This is a genomic window from Pseudomonas sp. 22526 (genome assembly GCF_052044735.1).
Taxonomy (GTDB): domain Bacteria; phylum Pseudomonadota; class Gammaproteobacteria; order Pseudomonadales; family Pseudomonadaceae; genus Aquipseudomonas; species Aquipseudomonas piscium.
In genome coordinates this window covers 122,476-140,159 of sequence record NZ_JBQENK010000017.1, presented here as the reverse complement: position 1 = coordinate 140,159, position 17,684 = coordinate 122,476, and the positions used below count along the sequence as shown (strand labels likewise).

At 63.1% G+C, this 17,684-nt stretch carries 17 protein-coding genes; 7 read left to right on the top strand and 10 right to left on the bottom strand.

The window, feature by feature from the left end; genetic code table 11:
• Window positions 1–114: 114 nt before the first annotated feature.
• The 5 genes from ACTJKT_RS23735 to ACTJKT_RS23715 all read right to left on the bottom strand — a co-directional run bounded on the left by ACTJKT_RS23735 (window position 115) and on the right by ACTJKT_RS23715 (window position 5,761).
• The gene (locus tag ACTJKT_RS23735; RefSeq protein ID WP_025805977.1) at window positions 115–1,458 is read right to left on the bottom strand and encodes an imelysin family protein; all 1,344 of its coding nucleotides are present in this window, start codon (window positions 1,456–1,458) and stop codon (window positions 115–117) included.
• A 163-nt stretch (window positions 1,459–1,621) separates the two neighbouring features.
• Window positions 1,622–3,673 (bottom strand): putative bifunctional diguanylate cyclase/phosphodiesterase, encoded by a 2,052-nt coding sequence (locus ACTJKT_RS23730; protein WP_440788784.1) that lies wholly within the window; start codon window positions 3,671–3,673, stop codon window positions 1,622–1,624.
• 305 nt (window positions 3,674–3,978) lie between these two features.
• Window positions 3,979–4,575 (bottom strand): superoxide dismutase, encoded by a 597-nt coding sequence (locus ACTJKT_RS23725; protein ID WP_007929765.1) that lies wholly within the window; start codon window positions 4,573–4,575, stop codon window positions 3,979–3,981.
• A 176-nt stretch (window positions 4,576–4,751) separates the two neighbouring features.
• Window positions 4,752–5,354 carry a LysE/ArgO family amino acid transporter gene (locus ACTJKT_RS23720; RefSeq protein WP_440788783.1) on the bottom strand — a complete coding sequence of 201 codons (603 nt, stop codon included), beginning with the start codon at window positions 5,352–5,354 and terminating at the stop codon, window positions 4,752–4,754.
• A gap of 5 nt (window positions 5,355–5,359) precedes the next feature.
• Window positions 5,360–5,761, bottom strand: a complete 402-nt coding sequence (locus ACTJKT_RS23715) for an ACT domain-containing protein (protein ID WP_440788782.1) — start codon at window positions 5,759–5,761, stop codon at window positions 5,360–5,362.
• A gap of 96 nt (window positions 5,762–5,857) precedes the next feature.
• On the opposite strand from ACTJKT_RS23715, the gene ACTJKT_RS23710 reads away from it, so the two are divergent.
• The 4 genes from ACTJKT_RS23710 (at window position 5,858) to ACTJKT_RS23695 (ending at window position 9,742) form a co-directional block, all read left to right on the top strand.
• A complete protein-coding gene (locus ACTJKT_RS23710; protein WP_009045339.1) occupies window positions 5,858–6,751 on the top strand; it encodes a LysR family transcriptional regulator ArgP in 894 nt (297 codons plus the stop codon).
• An 84-nt stretch (window positions 6,752–6,835) separates the two neighbouring features.
• Window positions 6,836–7,828: an NAD-dependent epimerase/dehydratase family protein gene (locus tag ACTJKT_RS23705; RefSeq protein ID WP_097304847.1), complete on the top strand. Its 993-nt coding sequence runs from the start codon at window positions 6,836–6,838 to the stop codon at window positions 7,826–7,828.
• A 107-nt stretch (window positions 7,829–7,935) separates the two neighbouring features.
• The gene (locus ACTJKT_RS23700; RefSeq protein WP_440788781.1) at window positions 7,936–8,772 is read left to right on the top strand and encodes an ATPase; all 837 of its coding nucleotides are present in this window, start codon (window positions 7,936–7,938) and stop codon (window positions 8,770–8,772) included.
• A gap of 133 nt (window positions 8,773–8,905) precedes the next feature.
• Window positions 8,906–9,742 carry a cache domain-containing protein gene (locus ACTJKT_RS23695; RefSeq protein ID WP_440788780.1) on the top strand — a complete coding sequence of 279 codons (837 nt, stop codon included), beginning with the start codon at window positions 8,906–8,908 and terminating at the stop codon, window positions 9,740–9,742.
• 40 nt (window positions 9,743–9,782) lie between these two features.
• Here the strand turns inward: ACTJKT_RS23695 and ACTJKT_RS23690 are convergent, their stop codons facing one another.
• Together ACTJKT_RS23690 and pobA are read right to left on the bottom strand one after the other, a co-directional pair.
• Entirely contained in the window at window positions 9,783–11,300 is a 1,518-nt protein-coding gene (locus tag ACTJKT_RS23690; protein WP_440788779.1) for an MDR family MFS transporter, read from the bottom strand.
• Between the two features lie 77 nt (window positions 11,301–11,377).
• Window positions 11,378–12,562: a 4-hydroxybenzoate 3-monooxygenase gene (gene pobA / locus ACTJKT_RS23685; RefSeq protein ID WP_440788787.1), complete on the bottom strand. Its 1,185-nt coding sequence runs from the start codon at window positions 12,560–12,562 to the stop codon at window positions 11,378–11,380.
• A 186-nt stretch (window positions 12,563–12,748) separates the two neighbouring features.
• Between pobA and ACTJKT_RS23680 the strand changes: the two genes are divergently transcribed.
• Window positions 12,749–13,639, top strand: a complete 891-nt coding sequence (locus ACTJKT_RS23680; RefSeq protein ID WP_025805964.1) for a helix-turn-helix domain-containing protein — start codon at window positions 12,749–12,751, stop codon at window positions 13,637–13,639.
• 15 nt (window positions 13,640–13,654) lie between these two features.
• On the opposite strand, the gene ACTJKT_RS23675 is transcribed toward ACTJKT_RS23680, so the two are convergent.
• On the bottom strand, window positions 13,655–13,831 hold the full coding sequence (locus ACTJKT_RS23675; RefSeq protein ID WP_440788778.1) for a hypothetical protein: 177 nt from the start codon (window positions 13,829–13,831) through the stop codon (window positions 13,655–13,657).
• A gap of 139 nt (window positions 13,832–13,970) precedes the next feature.
• The gene (locus ACTJKT_RS23670) at window positions 13,971–14,876 is read right to left on the bottom strand and encodes a LysR family transcriptional regulator (protein ID WP_440788777.1); all 906 of its coding nucleotides are present in this window, start codon (window positions 14,874–14,876) and stop codon (window positions 13,971–13,973) included.
• A gap of 130 nt (window positions 14,877–15,006) precedes the next feature.
• On the opposite strand from ACTJKT_RS23670, the gene ACTJKT_RS23665 reads away from it, so the two are divergent.
• Both ACTJKT_RS23665 and ACTJKT_RS23660 read left to right on the top strand, forming a co-directional pair.
• Window positions 15,007–15,891: an MBL fold metallo-hydrolase gene (locus ACTJKT_RS23665; RefSeq protein ID WP_440788776.1), complete on the top strand. Its 885-nt coding sequence runs from the start codon at window positions 15,007–15,009 to the stop codon at window positions 15,889–15,891.
• A gap of 76 nt (window positions 15,892–15,967) precedes the next feature.
• A complete protein-coding gene (locus tag ACTJKT_RS23660) occupies window positions 15,968–16,582 on the top strand; it encodes an NAD(P)-dependent oxidoreductase (protein WP_440788775.1) in 615 nt (204 codons plus the stop codon).
• A 167-nt stretch (window positions 16,583–16,749) separates the two neighbouring features.
• Here the strand turns inward: ACTJKT_RS23660 and ACTJKT_RS23655 are convergent, their stop codons facing one another.
• Window positions 16,750–17,631, bottom strand: a complete 882-nt coding sequence (locus ACTJKT_RS23655) for a LysR substrate-binding domain-containing protein (RefSeq protein WP_440788774.1) — start codon at window positions 17,629–17,631, stop codon at window positions 16,750–16,752.
• Window positions 17,632–17,684: the final 53 nt, after the last annotated feature.

Sequence of the window (17,684 nt, the reverse complement as noted above, 5' to 3'; positions counted from 1 at the left end):
CAGGGTTTCAAGATCGCTGAAGGCCTGCGGCCTTATCGCAGCCTGCGGCAGCGGCTACAGGGCAGGCACAAAAAAGGCGACCCGAAGGTCGCCTTTTCATTCCCGCAACGCTGATCAGAACTCGTGATCGGCGTTGTCCGGGTTCAGGTCGCTGATGCCCAGCTTGCCCGCGGCCTGTTCGATCGAACCGGTCTGCTTGACCAGCGCGGCGATGGCGTCACGCACGATCTGGTTGCCCGCGTCGTTGCCGGCGGCGATCAACTGGTCGTAGTGCTCACCCTTGTTGGCGTGATCGACCATGACCTGGATCTTGGCTTCGGTGGCGGCCAGATCGGCTTTCAGCGCGGTGTCGGCGGCCGGGTCGATTTTCGCCACCAGCGACGACAGGCTGGCGCCGGTCAGCTTGGTGCCGTCGACACGGGTGTACTCGCCCAGGTAGACGTTGCGGATGCCCTTGGCGTCGTAGAAGTGCGAGTTGTGGGTGTTGTCGCTGAAGCAGTCCTGCTCGTCTTCAGGGGAGTTGGCTTCCAGGGAAACCTTCATGCGCTCGCCCGCCAGTTCGCCCAGGGACAGGCTGCCCATGCCGAACAGCATTTTGCGCAGGCCGCTTTCAGCAGGTTCCGCTTCCAGGGTGGCGCGGTAGTTGTCGGCCACGTTCGGTTTCCAGTTGCCGACCATTTCTTCCAGGTCGTTGACCAGCAGTTGGGTCACGGCTTTCAGGTAGGCACGACGACGGTCGTTGTGGCCACCGGTGGCGCCGGCGCCTTCCAGGTAGTCGGACGCCGGACGGTTGCCGGCGCCAGGGCCGGTGCCGTTCAGGTCCTGGCCCCAGAGCAGGAATTCGATGGCGTGGTAGCCGGTGGCGACGTTGGCCTCGGAACCGCCCAGCTCGTTGAGGCTGGCGAGTTTTTCCGGGGTGATGTCTTTCACGTCGACCTTGTCTTCGCCGACCTGGACTTCGGTGTTGGCGATGATGTTGGCGGTGGCGCCCGGGTTACCCAGCGCGTGCTCGTAGGACTTGTCGACGTAGTCGATCAGGCCTTCGTCCAGCGGCCAGGAGTTCACCTGACCTTCCCAGTCGTCGACGATGGTATTGCCGAAGCGGAACACTTCGCTCTGCAGGTAAGGCACGCGAGCGGCGACCCAGGCGGCCTTGGCGGCTTTCAGAGTGTCGGCGTTGGGTTTGGCGAGGAAGGCGTCGATCGCGGTCTGCAGGGTCTTCGCGGTGGATTCGGCATCGCTGTAGACGGCGAAGACCATGTCGGCGTAATGCGCGACGACAGCCTTGGCCGCCGCTTCATCGACCTTGCCGGCCGCAGGAGCGGTGGCCGGGGCTGCGGTGCTGGCGGCTGGAGCAGCGGCTTGCGGCGCGGCAGCCTTGTCTTTGCCTTCGCCGCAACCGGCGAGGGAAATAGCGATGGCCAACAGACTGGCGGTAGCCAGAGGCATACGAATCATGGCGAACATCCTGCTTCGAGAGAGGGGTGGACTGGCGCGAGAGGCGCGCAAAACTGCGACATAATGCGAAAGATTTGCATTATGTGTAAAGGGTTGTGGTTGTAAATATTTCCTATTCAGGAAGCGATTGCGCTGGATCAAGCTTATGCGCGCAATCGTGCTTTCAGAGGATGGCCGCGTTACTGCGCTGGGCCTGTTTCAGGTAGGCGCTCAGCTCCCGTGCCGGCAGGGGTTTGCTGTAGTGGTAACCCTGACCTTCGTGGCAGCCTTCGGAGATGATGTAGGCCTCCTGCTCGGCGGTTTCCACGCCCTCGGCGATCACCTGCATGCCCAGGCTTTTGCCCAGCTGGATGATCGCCCGCACGATGGTGGCATCGTCGTCGTCATCCAGCAGGTCCTGGACGAAGCTCTTGTCGATCTTGATCTTGTCCAGCGGCAGGCTCTTGAGGTAGCTCAGGGACGAGTAGCCGGTACCGAAGTCGTCGATGGCGATCAGCGCACCCGAGCGGCGCAGGCTCAACAGGTGCTGGGCGGCGGTGCTGATGTCTTCCATCAGGCCGGTTTCGGTGACTTCCAGCTCCAGGCTGCGCGGCGGCAGGCGATAGATCTGCAGCAGGTTGTTGACCACCCGCGGCAGCTCGGCGTGGTGCAGTTGCACGGTGGACAGGTTGACCGCCATGCGCAGGTCGCTGAAGCCCAGGTCATGCCATTCGCGCAACTGGCGGCAGGCCTGGTCCAGCACCCATTCGCCGATGGCGATGATGGTGCCGTTCTGCTCGGCCAGGGGAATGAACAGGTCCGGCGGGACGAAGCCGTGTTCCGGATGCTGCCAGCGCAGCAGCGCCTCGACCCCGACCACCCGATGATCGCGGTAGCTGATCTGCGGCTGGTAGACCAGGTGGAACTGCTCGCGGTTCAGGGCTTCGCGCAGGTCCTTCTCCAGTTCGCGACGCCGGCGCATCTCGCTGTCGACACTGGCGATATAGAACTGGTAACGGTTGCGCGAGCGGCTCTTGGCCAGGGTCATGGTCTGCTCGGCTTTCTGCAGCAGCTTCTCGGTGCTGTCGCCGTCTTCCGGGAACAGGGTGATGCCGATGGTGGCGCGCAGGCGGATTTCCTGGTGGTCGAGGGCGAACGGCGCTTCCAGGTCGTCGAGAATGCTCTGCGCCAGCTCGGCGGCTTCGTAGGGTTGTTCGATGTCGGCCTGGACCAGGGCGAACTGGTCGCCGCCGAGGCGGGCGAGGGCGCCCAGGCGACCACTGTGGGCCCGCAGGCGATCGGCCAGGGCCAGCAGCAACTGGTCGCCGGTCTGGTAGCTGAACTGTTCGTTGATGCCCTTGAAGTCGTCGAGGCCGACACAGAGCACCGCGACCCGGCGTTGCAGGCGGCCGGCATCGACCAGGATCTTGTCCAGTTGCTGCTGCAACTGCTGGCGGTTGGGCAGGCCGGTGAGGAAGTCGTACTGGGCCATGCGCAGCAGGCTGTTTTCCGCTTCATGGCGCAGGTGCGTGTTGCGTTCGATCGACGCCAGCAACTGGTTGGCGGTATTGATCCAGATCCCCAGTTCGTTTCGCTCGTGGCCCTTGAGCAAGGGAATCTGATGTTCGCTGGGGCGGTCCGGATTGATGGTGGTCAGGTGCTCGATGATGCGCGACAGCGGCTTGGTCAGCAGCCAGTGGTAAACCAGATACAGCACCAGGCCCATGGCCAGGGCGCGCAGTACGCCGGAAATGAAAATGATTACCGAACTGACGATGAATCCCTGGCCGTAGGTGGCGGTGTCGAGGGTGATGCTCAGGTCGCCGTAGTATTCGCTGTAGGGGCCACGACCCACCAGTTGGGTGGTGAAGGTGCGTTCCTTGCCGAGGATCAGGTCGGTCAGCCAGCGGCTGGGGGAGGCCTGCAACTCACGGTTTTTTTCCGCGAGCATGGTTTCGTTGGGATGGCCGATGGAGGCCATGCGCACCGCATCGTCCTGGAACAGGCCTTCGATGACTTGCATGCCCATTTCGCGGTCCAGGCTGTAGACGGCCTGGGTCGAGGGGTCGCGAAACATGTCGAGAATGCGCTGGGCATCATTAGCGACCGCCTGCCGAGTCTTGTAAGCATCGAAGACGATTTGTGCGCAGCTCAGAACTACGCCCACTATCAGTGCCGACAGCAGCACAACCCGGAGCAACTTCACCGACAAGCTGTTTTTGAGTTCCAGCTTCAAAGGGTTATTCCTTGTTCCGTGCGTGTAGCGTCAAGTTGCCATGAGTATTGGCAATCCCGTGATGGCAGTCAAAGGGACAATCAGGCCCTGGATATTTCACCTGTAGGCTTGGCTGGAATGCCGGGAGCCAGCATATCCGTGCTTATCGGTTATATGTCGGTAGCCAAGCCTTGCAACTTGAGGGACGGCGGAGATTTTTTACCTGAATAGAGAGGTTAGCCCGCTGGGCTGGCGCGGCAAACCGGGTCCTTGCCGGTAAAACGAAAAAACCCGGCAATGCCGGGTTTTTCTGACTGCAAACGGGCTTAGGCGACGAAGGTCTTGCCTTCGAACTGCTCGGCCACGAATTTCCAGTTGACCAGGTTCCAGAACGCTTCGACGTACTTAGGACGCAGGTTGCGGTAGTCGATGTAGTAAGCGTGTTCCCAGACGTCGCAGGTCAGCAGCGGGGTGTCGCCGCTGGTCAGCGGGTTGCCGGCGCCGATGGTGCTGGCCAGGGCCAGGGAGCCGTCAGCCTTTTTCACCAGCCAGCCCCAACCGGAACCGAAGGTGCCGACGGAAGTCTTGGTGAATTCTTCCTTGAACTTGTCGAACGAACCGAAAGCCGCGTTGATGGCCTCGGCCAGTGCGCCGGTTGGTTGACCGCCAGCGTTTGGCGCCAGGCAGTTCCAGTAGAAAGTGTGGTTCCAGACCTGAGCGGCGTTGTTGAAGATACCGCCCGAGGAAGACTTGACGATCTCTTCCAGGGTTTTGCCTTCGAACTCGGTGCCTGGCACCAGGTTGTTCAGGTTCACGACATAGGTGTTGTGGTGCTTGTCGTGGTGGTATTCCAGAGTTTCCTTGGAAATGTGCGGCTGCAGGGCATCGTGTGCGTAAGGCAGCGGCGGCAATTCGAAAGCCATGGTGATTCTCCTAATCAGGTCAGTTGCGGTGAGCGCAAGGCCGATCACGGGCGGCCAGACAAGCGCCGGGGAGTTTGTACTCTTTGCGGCGCAGGGTTCGGATCATAGCACCGGGGGTGCGGCATAACCACGCAACAACTGTGTGGAATAGAGGTTCCAGAGCCTTTTGGAATAAATCATGTAGCGGTCATCAATTGAATCGCCACGCTGAACATCATCACCGCCACCAGCAGGTCGAGAATGCGCCAGGTGCTCGGCCGGGCCAGCCATGGAGCCAGCCACGCGGCGCCGAGGGCCAGGGTGAAAAACCACAGCAGCGAAGCGCTGGCCGCACCGACCACATAGGCGCCGGGTTCGGTCTGTTGCGCCCCCAGCGAGCCGATCAGCAGCACCGTGTCCAGGTACACATGGGGGTTGAGCAGGGTCACCGCCAGCGCACTGAGCAGCACCGCGCGCAGTGAGCGGACAGTCTGGTTCTCGCCCTGTTGCAGGCTCTGCCTGGAGCAGGCGCGACGCAGGGCCTGGCTGCCGTACCAGATCAGGAAGGCAGCGCCGCCCCAGCGGGCAACCGCCAGCAGTGTCGGACTCTGCGCCAGCACCGTGGCCAGGCCGAATACCCCGGCCGCCACCAGCAACGCATCGCAGGTCACGCACAGCACGGCCACCGGCAGGTGGTGTTCGCGCCGCAGGCTCTGGGCCAGGACAAAAGCATTCTGGCTGCCGATCGCCATGATCAGCCCGGCTGCTACCAGCAGCCCGTTAATGTAGCTCTGCCACATAGCGTTTACTCCTTATCCGCCGCCAGTTGCCGCAGCACGTCCATGGCGCGCTCGGCATCGGCCTTACCGACAAACAGATGATCGTGGTAGTAGCCGGCGATCACGTTGCAGCTGATCCCGGCCTTGCCCAGGGCACTGGCGAACGCGGCGGTCAGGCCGACGGCTTCCAGGGCCGAATGCACGTTCAGGGTGATCCAGGCCGCGACGTAGTCGAAACCCAGCCCCAGGCGTTCGGCCTGCTGGCGTTCGAGGATTACCGTGAGCCCTTCCTGCTCGCGAAAGCTGCCCAGTGCGTCGGTGCCTTCGAGCAGGGCGCGATCGGCGATGGAGCAGAACACGTAGTCACCGGGGTTGAGCTGCGGGCTCATGCTGCGCAGCAGGGTATCGAGGGAGGTTTCGCCAGCCATGAAAAAGGTCCTTGAACGAGAAAGCATGCTGGCTATTCTCCGGTTGCAGGCTGTATAAGAAAAACCAATATTACTGATCGCTCATTAGGAAAACTGATGTTCGACTATAAGTTGCTGTCCGCCCTGGCCGCGGTGATCGAACAGGCCGGATTCGAGCGCGCCGCGCAGGTGCTGGGGTTGTCGCAGTCGGCCATTTCCCAGCGGATCAAGCTGCTCGAGGCGCGGATCGGCCAGCCGGTGCTGGTGCGGGTCACGCCGCCGGCGCCGACGGAAATCGGCCGGCGCCTGCTCAACCATGTGCAGCAGGTACGCCTGCTCGAACGCGACCTGCAGAGCCAGGTGCCGGCCCTGGACGAGGAGGGCTTGCCGGAGCGCCTGCGCATCGCCCTCAACGCCGACAGCCTGGCCACCTGGTGGGCCGAGGCCGTGGGCGACTTCTGTGCCGAGCAGCATTTGCTTCTGGACCTGATCGTCGAAGACCAGACCGTGGGCCTCAAGCGTATGCGAGCCGGGGAGGTTGCGGCCTGCGTCTGCGCCAGCGAGCGGCCGGTGGCCGGTGCCCGCAGCGTGCTGCTGGGCGCCATGCGCTACCGTGCCCTGGCCAGCCCGGCCTTCCTTGCGCGGCATTTTCCCCAGGGTGTGCAGGCCGAGCGCCTGGCCCGGACGCCGGCCCTGGTGTTCGGCCCGGACGATTTCCTGCAGCACCGCTACCTGGCGGCGCTGGGGGTCGATGGCGGGTTCGAGCATCACCTGTGCCCTTCGTCCGAGGGCTTCATCCGCCTGACCGAGGCCGGCCTGGGCTGGGGGCTGGTGCCCGAACTGCAGGTGCGCGACCAGTTGGCGCGGGGTGTGTTGGTGGAGCTTTTGCCAGATAAGCCGATCGATGTGCCGCTGTACTGGCATCATTGGCGCAATGGTGGCCAACTGCTGGGTCTGCTCACCGAGCACCTGGCGCGTTCTTCGGCGCAATGGCTGGTGCCGTTGGCGTGACACAAGGCGTCAAGGCATCAGGCAATACCCCATGCAACACAAGTGTGCGACAGGCATGAAACACGAAAGCAATCGGAGCAAGTCATGAAAATTCTGGTCACCGGCGCAAGCGGCTTCATTGGTGGACGCTTCGCGCGTTTTGCCCTTGAGCAGGGCCTGGATGTACGGGTCAACGGGCGTCGGGCCGAAGGTGTGGAACATCTGGTGCGGCGTGGAGCCGAGTTCGTCCAGGGTGACTTGAGCGATGCCGATCTGGTGCGCGACCTGTGTCGCGATGTCGATGCGGTGGTGCACTGCGCGGGGGCGGTGGGGCTCTGGGGGCGTTATCAGGATTTCCATCAGGGCAACGTGCTGGTCACCGAAAACGTGGTCGAGGCCTGCCTCAAGCGCCATGTCCGGCGCCTGGTGCACCTGTCGTCGCCGTCGATCTATTTCGACGGTCGCGACCATCTGGGCCTGACCGAAGAACAAGTACCCAAGCGCTTCAAGCACCCTTATGCCGCCACCAAATACCTGGCGGAGCAGAAGGTGTTCGGCGCCCAGGAGTTCGGCCTGGAAGTGCTGGCGCTGCGTCCGCGTTTTGTCACCGGCGCCGGCGACATGAGCATTTTCCCGCGCCTGTTGAAGATGCAGCGCAAGGGCCGTCTGGCAATCATCGGCAATGGCCTGAACAAGGTCGACTTCACCAGTGTGCAGAACCTCAACGAAGCGCTGCTCAGCAGTCTGCTGGCCAGCGGCTCGGCCCTGGGCAAGGCCTACAACATCAGTAACGGCGCGCCGGTGCCGTTGTGGGACGTGGTGAACTATGTGATGCGCCAGATGGGCGTGCCGCAGGTCACGCGCTACCGCTCCTTTGGCCTGGCCTACAGCGTGGCGGCCCTCAATGAAGGCTTCTGCAAGCTCTGGCCCGGTCGTCCGGAGCCGACCCTGTCGCGCCTGGGCATGCAGGTCATGAACAAGAACTTCACCCTGGATATCAGCCGCGCCCGCCATTATCTGGATTACGAACCTAAGGTCAGCCTGTGGACCGCCCTGGATGAATTCTGCGGCTGGTGGAAGGCTCAGGACATAAGCTGAAAACAAACACTGAACCGAGTTCGGGGTTCAGGGTCGATCAGGGCGGCGGGTTAGCGGTTTATACTCGCCCCATTCAGCTATCACCGCGGTTCTAGAAAGGTTGCCCCATGCGTAACGATGCCAACGACGACTTCGACGATGTTCCAAGCCTGCGTGCCGATACCCTCGACGATGATTTCCCGACCACCGCCGCGGGCCGCGCGCGTACTTCGGTGCATTCGCGCAGCGTGCCGGCCGCCAAGGCCAAGGCAGCGAATGCCGGGCCGCTCTGGGCGCTGGTCGGCGCCCTGTTCTTCGCCTTTATCGGCCTGGCCTGGTGGAGCTTCCAGCAGATCTCGCTGATGGAGCAGCAACTGGTCGCCACCCAGGAGAGTTTCGCCCGTATCAGCGAAGAAGCGGCGGGGCGCCTGCAGGACATTTCCGGCAAGGTGGTTGCCAGCCAGTCCAGCGTCAACAGCGACAGCGAAGCCTTGAAGCTGCAGATCAAGCAGCTGGAAAGCCGGCTGCAGGACCAGGGCAAACAACAGCAAGGCGTGGCCGGACAGGCCACGGACCTGGACAAGCGCCTGGCCCAGATGACCGCGCAGGCGGCCGAGCAGCAGACAGCCAATACCCAGTTGCAGGCTCAGGTGAAAACCCTGAACAGCGAACTGGCGGCCCTGAAAAGCGCGCCTGCCGACACCAGCAAGGTCGATGCCCAGTTCAAGAGCCTGAACGGCGAGATCGCCGCCTTGAAGAAACAGGGCAACCCGAGCGCCGCCATCGAGCGTCTGGAGCAGGACATGATCGTGCTCAAGAGCCAGCAGGACAATCGTCCCGCCGCTGCCCAGGGCGGGACCAACACCGCCGAGTTCGACGTCTTCCGCGGCCAGGTCACCCGCAACATCAATACCCTGCAGAGCCAGATCCAGAATCTGCAGCAGCAGCTCAATACCCGCCCCTGACCTTGACGACCTTCCCGCGCCTGGCGTGGGAAGGTCGCGGTTTTGCCTCTTGCCCCCCTGTTTCGCTGAATACTCGACCATATCCTTTAGCCGTCTACGCTCTTGAAACACCAACAAGAACGAGGGACGCGCAATGAGGGGATTGCTTAGAGCCACGGTGCTGGGGTGGTTGCTGATGTTCTGTGGCAGCCAGGTCCAGGCGGCGGACGATGCCACGGCGGCCAAGGCCCTGCTGGAAAAGGCCCTGGCCTATTACCACGAGCAGGGTGACAAGGCCTTCGCCGCTTTCAGCCGGCAGGGCGAGTTCGTCGACAAGGACCGTTATGTGTTTGTGGTCGACACCCAGGGGGTGATGCTGGCCAGTGGCGGGCCGTCGTCGGCGCTGATCGGCCGCGATGTTTCCGAGGTGCTCGGGCCGGATCTGCAAAAGGCCTTCAAGGACGCGCTGAAGATTCCCGAGGGCAATGGCATCCAGCAAGCCGAATACCGCTGGCAGAACTGGGCCGACGGCAAGGTCGAGCGCAAGCATGTGTATTACCAGCGGGTCGGCGAGCGGATCCTGGCGGTCGGCTATTACCTGCCGCGAGCTTCCGCCGAGCAGGCCAGGGCCTTGCTGGACAAGGCGGCGAGCGAGCTGGTGAAGAACGAGAAGGGCACGCTGACGGCGATCAACTCGCTCAAGGGCGGTTTCCTGCAGGACGACCTGTATGTGTTCGTGGTCAATCTGGACAACCAGCGCTACGTGGCCCACGGCACCAATCTGCGGCTGATCAATACCGACTTCGGCAAGATCAAGGACCCGGACGGCAAACCTGTGGGCGAGCCGATCCTGGCGCTGATGGCCACCCAGGATCAGGGCGAGTATGAGTACCGCTGGAAGAACCCGGTGACGGCCAAGGTGGAAGACAAGCACGCCTACCTGCGCAAGGTCGGGCACTTCCTGGTGGCGGTGGGTTACTACAGCCCGTGAGGGCCGGTCGCCAGCCAGCTCCTGTGCAGNGGCGATGCCGTTATTTGACCTTGTCTTCACGCCCGCGCAGCAGCGCATTGGGCATGGCCAGCGCCGCGGCCAGCCCCAGCAACGACACCGCCGCGCTGACCATCAGCAAGTGTTTGAAGGTCAGCAGCAACTCGGCCCGCAAGGCTCCCTGTTCCGGACCCGGCGCGGCGTTCAGGCCGTCGAGCAGCACATTGCCCGAGTGGCCTTCGCCAATCAGCGCCGAACCGCTCAACTGGGCGAAGCTGGAGTCCTGCAACAGCGCCAGCAACAGTGCCGACATCAAGGCCACGCCCACCGCCCCACCGAGGGAGCGGAACAGGTTGGTGGTGCTGGTGGCGACCCCGATATCCCGTTGTTCCACCGAGTTCTGGCTGCCCACCAGCGAAGTCGGGAACTGCATGCCGGAGGCAATCCCGCTGAACAACATGAACACACTGCTCAGCAGCACCGCCTGGGGCGGGCTGAAGGCCATGCCGAGAACGGTCAGCGGCATCAGCAGGGCGCCACTGAGGATCATCGGTTTGTAGCGGCCGGTCACCGAGGTCATGCGTCCGGCGAAGTAGGCGCCTATCGGCAGGCCGATGGCCAGCGGCAGCAGGTGCAACGCCGCGCTGTCGGCACCGGCGCCGGTGACGCTCTGAAAGCGCAACGGCATCAGCACCGTCAGCGAGATGGCCTGGAAGCTGGTGAAGAACACCGTGCACCAGCACAGCATGGCGTTGCGGTTGGCGAACAGGTGCATGGGCAGCAGAGGTTCTTCCGTGCGCCGTTCATGCCAGGCGAACAGAGTCAGGGCGACGACGGCACAGGCCAGCAGGCCCAGCACCTCTTGGCTGCGCCAGGCGTGACCCTGGCCGAAGTGGGTGATCGCCAGCAGCAGGGCAGTCAGGCCGATGATCATCAACAGGGTGCCGAGGTAGTCGATGATAGGTTTGCGTTGCGGAATCGGCAGCCCCCGCAGATTGCGCCTGGCCACCAGCCAGGCACCCAGGCCCAGGGGCAGGTTGATCAGGAACACCCAGCGCCAGGACAGGTATTCGGTCATGTAGCCGCCGAGCACCGGGCCGGCGACGCTGGCCGCCGCGTACATGCTGCTGAAGTAACCCTGGTAACGCCCACGTTCGCGCGGCGGCACTATGTCGCCGATGATCGCCTGGCTGACCGAAATCATCCCGCCGGCGCCGATGCCCTGGACGATCCGCGCCAGCACCAGCTGTTCCATGTTCTGCGCCATGCCGCAGAACAGCGAGGCCAGGGTGAACAGGCCCATGCCGAACAGCATCAGCTTGCGTCGGCCATAGAGGTCGCCGAGCTTGCCGTAGATCGGCACCGACACGGTCATGGCCACCATGTAGCCGGAAATCACCCAGGCCAGCAGGCTGACGTCCTTGAACTGCGCGGAGATGGCGGGCATGGAGACCGCGACTATGGTCTGGTCCAGGGCGCCGAGGAAGATCGCCAGCATCAGGGCGATCAGTACGCTGCGAAGAGCCAATTGGGGTTGGCCAGGCTGGTTGGGATGGGTCACGAAAGAACCTGCGGGCAGTGATTGACCCGCAGGGTGCAAGGCGAGCGGGAATGCTCGCCAGTGTACTCGATAGGCCCCTACTCGATAGCCTCGTAAGGAAGGCCGACGTAATTTTCCGCGATGGTTTTGCGCCCGGCCTCGGAGTCGACGAAGTACGCCAGCTCCGACTCGGCGATGCGCTGGCTGAAGTCGTCGGAGTCGGGGAAACGGTGCAGCATCGCGGTCATCCACCAGGAGAAACGCTCGGCCTTCCAGATCCGCCGTAGGCAGATTTGCGAATACTTGTGCAGCAGGTCGGTGCGCTGCTCGCGGTAGACCTTGAGCAGAATGTTGAACAGCGTGCTGACATCGCTGGCGGCCAGGTTCAGGCCCTTGGCTCCGGTGGGGGGCACTATGTGCGCGGCGTCGCCGACCAGGAACATCCGTCCGTATTGCATCGGCTCGACCACGAAGCTGCGCAGCGGCGCGATGCTTTTCTCGATCGAGGGGCCGGTCACCAGGCGTTCGGCCAGCTCCTCGGGCAGGCGCTTCTTGAGCTCGTCCCAGAAGCGTTGATCGGACCAGTCGGCGACATTTTCCTCCGCCGGTACCTGCAGGTAGTAGCGGGTGCGGGTGGTCGACCGCATGCTGCACAGGGCAAAGCCGCGTTCGTGGCGGGCGTAGACCAGTTCGTCGTGGACCGGCGGGGTATCGGCGAGAATGCCAAGCCAGCCGAACGGATAGACACGCTCGAAAACCTTGAGCTTGTCGGCCGGGATCGACTGCCGGGCGACTCCGTGGAAACCGTCGCAGCCGGCGATGTAGTCGCAGTCCAGGCGATGGGGCTCGCCCTGGTAGTCGAAGGTCAGGTAGGGACGGTCGCTCTGCATGTCGTGGGGGTGCACGTTGTCGGCCTGGTAGAGGGTCCGGGCGCCGACGGCCTGGCGGGCTTGCATCAGGTCGCGGGTGACTTCGGTCTGGCCGTAGATCGTTACGCTCTTGCCACCGGTGAGGGCGTGCAGGTCGATGGCCACCCGGCGGCCGTCGAGGGCCAGTTCGAAGCCGCCGTGCACCAGGCCTTCGGCGTCCATGCGCTGGCTGACCCCGGCCTGGCGCAGCAGGTCGACCATGCCTTGTTCCAGCACCCCGGCGCGGATGCGCCCGAGTACGTAATCCGGGGTTTGTCGTTCAAGGATCAGGGTATCGATGCCGGCCTTGTGCAGCAGCTGGCCGAGCAGTAGTCCGGAGGGGCCGGCGCCAATGATGGCGACTTGAGTTTTCAGGGTTTTCATTGTTGTTATGACTCGCAAGCTTCACGCGAACAGGTTCGCTGAGTGATTTTTATGTTTCGAGTGCCTGCATTTTTCACTTGTGATGCTGTCAGTTGAAGGTGAAAACTGAGCCGATACCTGTTCATTTCACCAATCGGTGCGATTATCGCCCGTCACCCAGAGGCCTGGATTGCAGTTATGAATAAGCCTGCCTTGCCTTCAATTCCGGTGTTCAAACTCTATGGGGAAAGCCTGGATTGGCCGACACCGGACCTGCTGCACTGCGAAACCATTTCCAAGCGCAGCCGCGAGCACCATTGGGAAATCAAACCGCATCGGCATGCCGATCTCTGTCAGTTGCTGTTCGTGCATCGCGGGCAGGCCGAGCTGGAGATCGAAGGCCAGCGCACGCTGCTGGGGGAGTCGGCGCTACAGATCCTGCCGGCGCTGTCGGTGCATGGCTTTCGTTTTTCCGAGGACATCGACGGTTATGTGGTGACCCTGGCCGCGCCCTTGATGGCCCATCTGCAAGCCCAGCTGGGGCACTCGGTGAATGCCCTGGCCGTGGCCGAGAGCTACCCGGCGGGCGCCGATGGCGACTACCTGAACAGCCTGTTTGCCGCGTTGCAGAACGAGTACCAGGGGCGTGAGCCGGCACGGGAAATGCTCATGCACTCGCTGGTCAGCGTGATCATGGTGTGGGTCAGCCGCCAGGCGATCCGGCGCCGCAGCGCCAGCCAGCGACCGCAGCGGGCGCGGGAGTATTTCAATGGTTATATCCAGTTGGTGGAGACCCACTATCGCGAGCATGTGAAGGTCGAGGACCTGGCGCACAAGCTGGGAATTTCCGTCTCCCACCTCAATGGCACCTGCCGTGAACTGGCGGGCCAGCCGGCCCTGCAGATCATGCATGAGCGTCAATTGCTGGAGGCCAAGCGTCTGCTGACCTACACCAGCATGACCATCTACGAGATTTCCGACACCCTGGGGTTTTCCGATCCCACCAACTTCACCCGGCTGTTCCGCCGCCGGGTCGGGATCTCGCCCAAGGCCTTCCGCGACCGCCTGAAGAGCGATCACGAACAATGACGCCGCGCGCCGGCATCATTTCAGGGAGTTGAGGGTCGCATTGTGCGGGATGCACTGGTCGACGTTGCAGCTGGCGTAGACACGTGGCTGTTGCCGGGCCTGCTCGACGCGATAGGCCGCTGTTCCATACAGCGCCAGGGTCACGGTGCAGGTGACGAAAATGGCCAGGTATCTTCTTGTTTTGATGTTCATGGCAAACACCTCTGAACGAATACCCCTGCGCGTGTGGGGGGTACTGTTATCAGCATAGATCAGCCACATGGATCAGCCATGGCCGCTGGCCAGGTCGCGGGCAGCGTGTTGACGGGGTATTCAGCGGTCTTATCGGGTTTTACAGCCCCTTGTCCCACTCCGGTTCTTCGGGGAAGCGCAGCACCAGGAAGTCCAGCATGCTGCGCAGGGCCACCGGCATGTGTTTGCGCGAGGCGTAGACCGCGTACATGTTCATTTTCCGGGGTTCGGCCTGGGGCAGCAGGCGCACCAGTTCGCCGCTGTGGATATACACCCAGGCCTGATAGGTGGGCAGCATGGACACGCCGGCCCCGGCCATGGTCGCGCGCAACAGGGTGCTGGCGTCGTTGGCGCTGATATTGCCCTGCACCGGTACCGAAATCTGTTCACCGTCCTGCTCGAAATGCCACAGGCTCTTGCCGAAATAGGAGTGGGTCAGGCAGTTGTGCTGGCTGAGCTCCTCGACCCGCTGTGGTGTCGGGTGCTCGCGCAGATAGGCCGGGGAGGCGCAGATCACCGAGCGGCATATCGTCAGCCGCCGGGCGATCAGGTTCGGGTCCAGGTCGTTGCTGGCGCGGATCGCCAGGTCGATGCGTTCGTCCACCAGGTTCACTGCGCGGTCGAGCATCTGCAGGTCGATGCTGACCCCGGGGTAACGCTCGACGTAGGCGGCCATGGCATCCGCCAGCTGGGCCTGGCCGAACGAGGTGCTGGCGCTGATGCGCAGCAAGCCGCGGGGCACATCGTCCGGTTCGCTGACGGCGGCCTGCATGTCCATCGACAACTCGAGCATCTGCTGGCAGCGGGGCAGGATCTCGGTGCCCGCCGCAGTCAGGCTCAGCTTGCGGGTGGTGCGGTGCATCAGCCGGGCGCCGACCCAGTCCTCCAGCTCCGCCAGATAGCGCGAAACCACGGGCCGCGAGAGGTCCAGGTGGTCGGCCGCGGCCGATTGGCTACCGAGATCGACTACGGTAACGAAGACGCGCATTGCTTGAAGACGATCCATGATTTGCCCGCTTTCAGAAACAAACTATGTCCAAGCATCGCATTTTTTGTAACGAGTGCGGCAACTAAGCTTCATCTCCATCGCCACCTACCCATGGCCACTTACGGCCGACAGACCATCGGAGCTGCATATGATCGGATTCACCTCACTCAAGCGCCTGCTGCTGGCGACCGCCACCCTGGGTTTCGCCGCCCATGCCGCCGCCGTCGAGCCGGCCCTGAAGCTGGATGTATACAACCCGGGCACCGCGGCGATCTTCCCGGTGACTTCGGTACTGGTCAGCGGCAAGAAGGAAGCGATCCTGGTGGACGCGCAGTTCGGCAAATCCCAGGCCGAGCAACTGGTGGAGAAGATCCGCGCCAGCGGCAAGCAACTGACCACCATCTACATCAGCCATGGTGACCCGGACTACTACTTCGGCCTGGACACCATCACCCAGGCCTTCCCCAAGGCCAAGGTCGTGGCGTCGCAGCCGACGGTCGAGCACATCAAGGCCACGGTCGAAGGCAAGCTCGCGTTCTGGGGCCCGAAAATGGGCGCCGACGTGCCGGCCAAGACCATTGTGCCGGGCGTGCTCAAGGGCCACAGCCTGACCCTGGAAGGGCAGAAGCTGGACATCATCGGCCTGGACGGCAAGCAGCCCGACCGCACCTTCGTCTGGATCCCGTCGATCAAGGCGGTCGTCGGTGGCGTGGTGGTGGCGGAAAACATCCATGTGTGGATGGCCGATACCCAGACCGCGCAATCCCACAAGGACTGGCTGACGACTCTGGACAGCATCGCCGCGCTGAAACCCCAGACCGTGGTGCCGGGCCATTACCTGGGCGAAAGCGCCCGCTCCCTGGCTCCCGTGCATTTCACCGCCGACTACATCAAGGCCTTCGATGAAGAAACCGCCAAGGCCAAGGATTCCGCCGAACTGATCGCGGCGATGAAAAAGCGTTACCCGGACCTGGGCGAAGACAGCTCCCTGGAGCTGAGCGCCAAGGTCGCCAAGGGCGAAATGAAGTGGTGATTCGACTGTCCCCGCGCCTGGCGCGGGGGCACTCCCTGCAAGGCTTTGTCTCACTTATCGGAACTGGAGAACTGTCATGAGCAAGATCGCAATCATTGGTGCCACCGGTCGTGCCGGTAGCCAACTGTTGGAAGAGGCCCTGCGTCGTGGTCACAGCGTCACCGCGATTGCCCGTGACCCGGCGAAAATCGGCAATCGCGCCGGTGTGGTGAGCAAGGCGGTCGACGCGCTGGACGGCGCGGCGTTGCAGGCGGCGGTCGCCGGTCACGATGTGGTGATCAGCGCGGCGCTCTTTTCCACTATCCCGCCCAAGGCCCTGATCGAGCCGGTGAAAAAAGCCGGCGTCAAGCGCCTGCTGGTGGTGGGTGGTGCCGGTACCCTGTTGCTGCCCGACGGCAGCCGGGTGATCGACTCCGTCGGTTTTCCGGAAGAGTACAGGCCAGAGGCCAGTGCCGGTGCGGTGCTCCTCGATACCCTGCGCCAGGAGAAAGAGCTGGACTGGAGCTTCCTGTCGCCATCGGCGGAATTCGTCGAAGGCGAGCGCCGCGGGCAGTTCCGCCTGGGCCAGGACCATCTGCTGGTGAGCGCCGAAGGCAAGAGCTGGATCACCTTCGCCGACTTTGCCATCGCCCTGATCGATGAGCTGGAAACACCGAAGCACTCCCGCCAGCGTTTCACTGTCGGTTACTGAGACACCTGTAGCCGCTGCCGAAGGCTGCGATCGAGCGCGTAGCGCTCGTCATCCAGGCACCGCAGTGATACCTGCAAGAACGCGGTGCCTGGTTTTACGACTGCTGCGCAGCCGATCGCAGGCTGCGCCAGCGGCTACAGAGTTACAGGGCTATATCGGTTACAGGGCTATCTGGCCCGAGCCTGTTCCACCAGCCAGTCCAGCAAGGCCCGCAACTGCGGCGACGGCGCTGATCGGTCGGGGTGGACCAGGTAGTAGCCCAGGCCGGTGCGCACCTTCAATGCAAATGGCATGACCAGCCGTCCGGCGCTCAGGTCTTCGCCGATCAATGCCCAGTCGCCAATGGCCACTCCCGTCCCCTGGGAGGCGACCGACATCGCCAGGTCCAGGGTTTCGAAATGCTGCCCCTTGCCGATGTTGTTCAGCACCGTTCCCGAGGCTTTCAGCCAGGTATTCCAGTCATGGGTATCCAGGGTCGGATGCAGCAGCATGTGTTGCTGCAGGTCGGCCGGGGTCTTCAGCGGTATCGCCCCTTCGAGCAATGCCGGTGAACACACCGGCGTCAGCTGTTCGTCGAACAGCTGATAGGCCCCGAGGGTGGAGGGGGGCGGGGCGCCGTAAATCACCGCGGCGTCGAAGTGTTCGCGGCTGAAGTCGACCCCGTGCTGCACCGTGGTGGTCAGCCGCACAGGCACGTCCGGCCGCTCTTTCTGCCACTGCATCAGGCGTGGCAACAGCCAGCGCATCACGCAGGTGGACGCCTTGAGTTGCAGGGTGTCGCGGTTCACCCCGATCTGTTCCACCCCCTCGCCGATCAGGCCGAACACCTGTTCCACCCGTGGCAGCCATTCCCGTCCTTCGGCCGTCAGGCTCAGGCCGCGGGCCTGGCGCTGGAACAAGGCATAACCCAGGTGGCTCTCCAGGCCGGCGATCTGCCGGCTCACCGCGCCCTGGGTGATGTGCAGCTGCTCGGCCGCGTGGGTGAAGTTGCAGCAGCGCGCGGTGATCAGAAAGGTGTGCAGCGCGGGCAAGGGCGGGAGGCGTTTCATAAAGGGCCAAGGCATGACGTGAGGACATGGCTAGTATGACTTTTTATCCATTG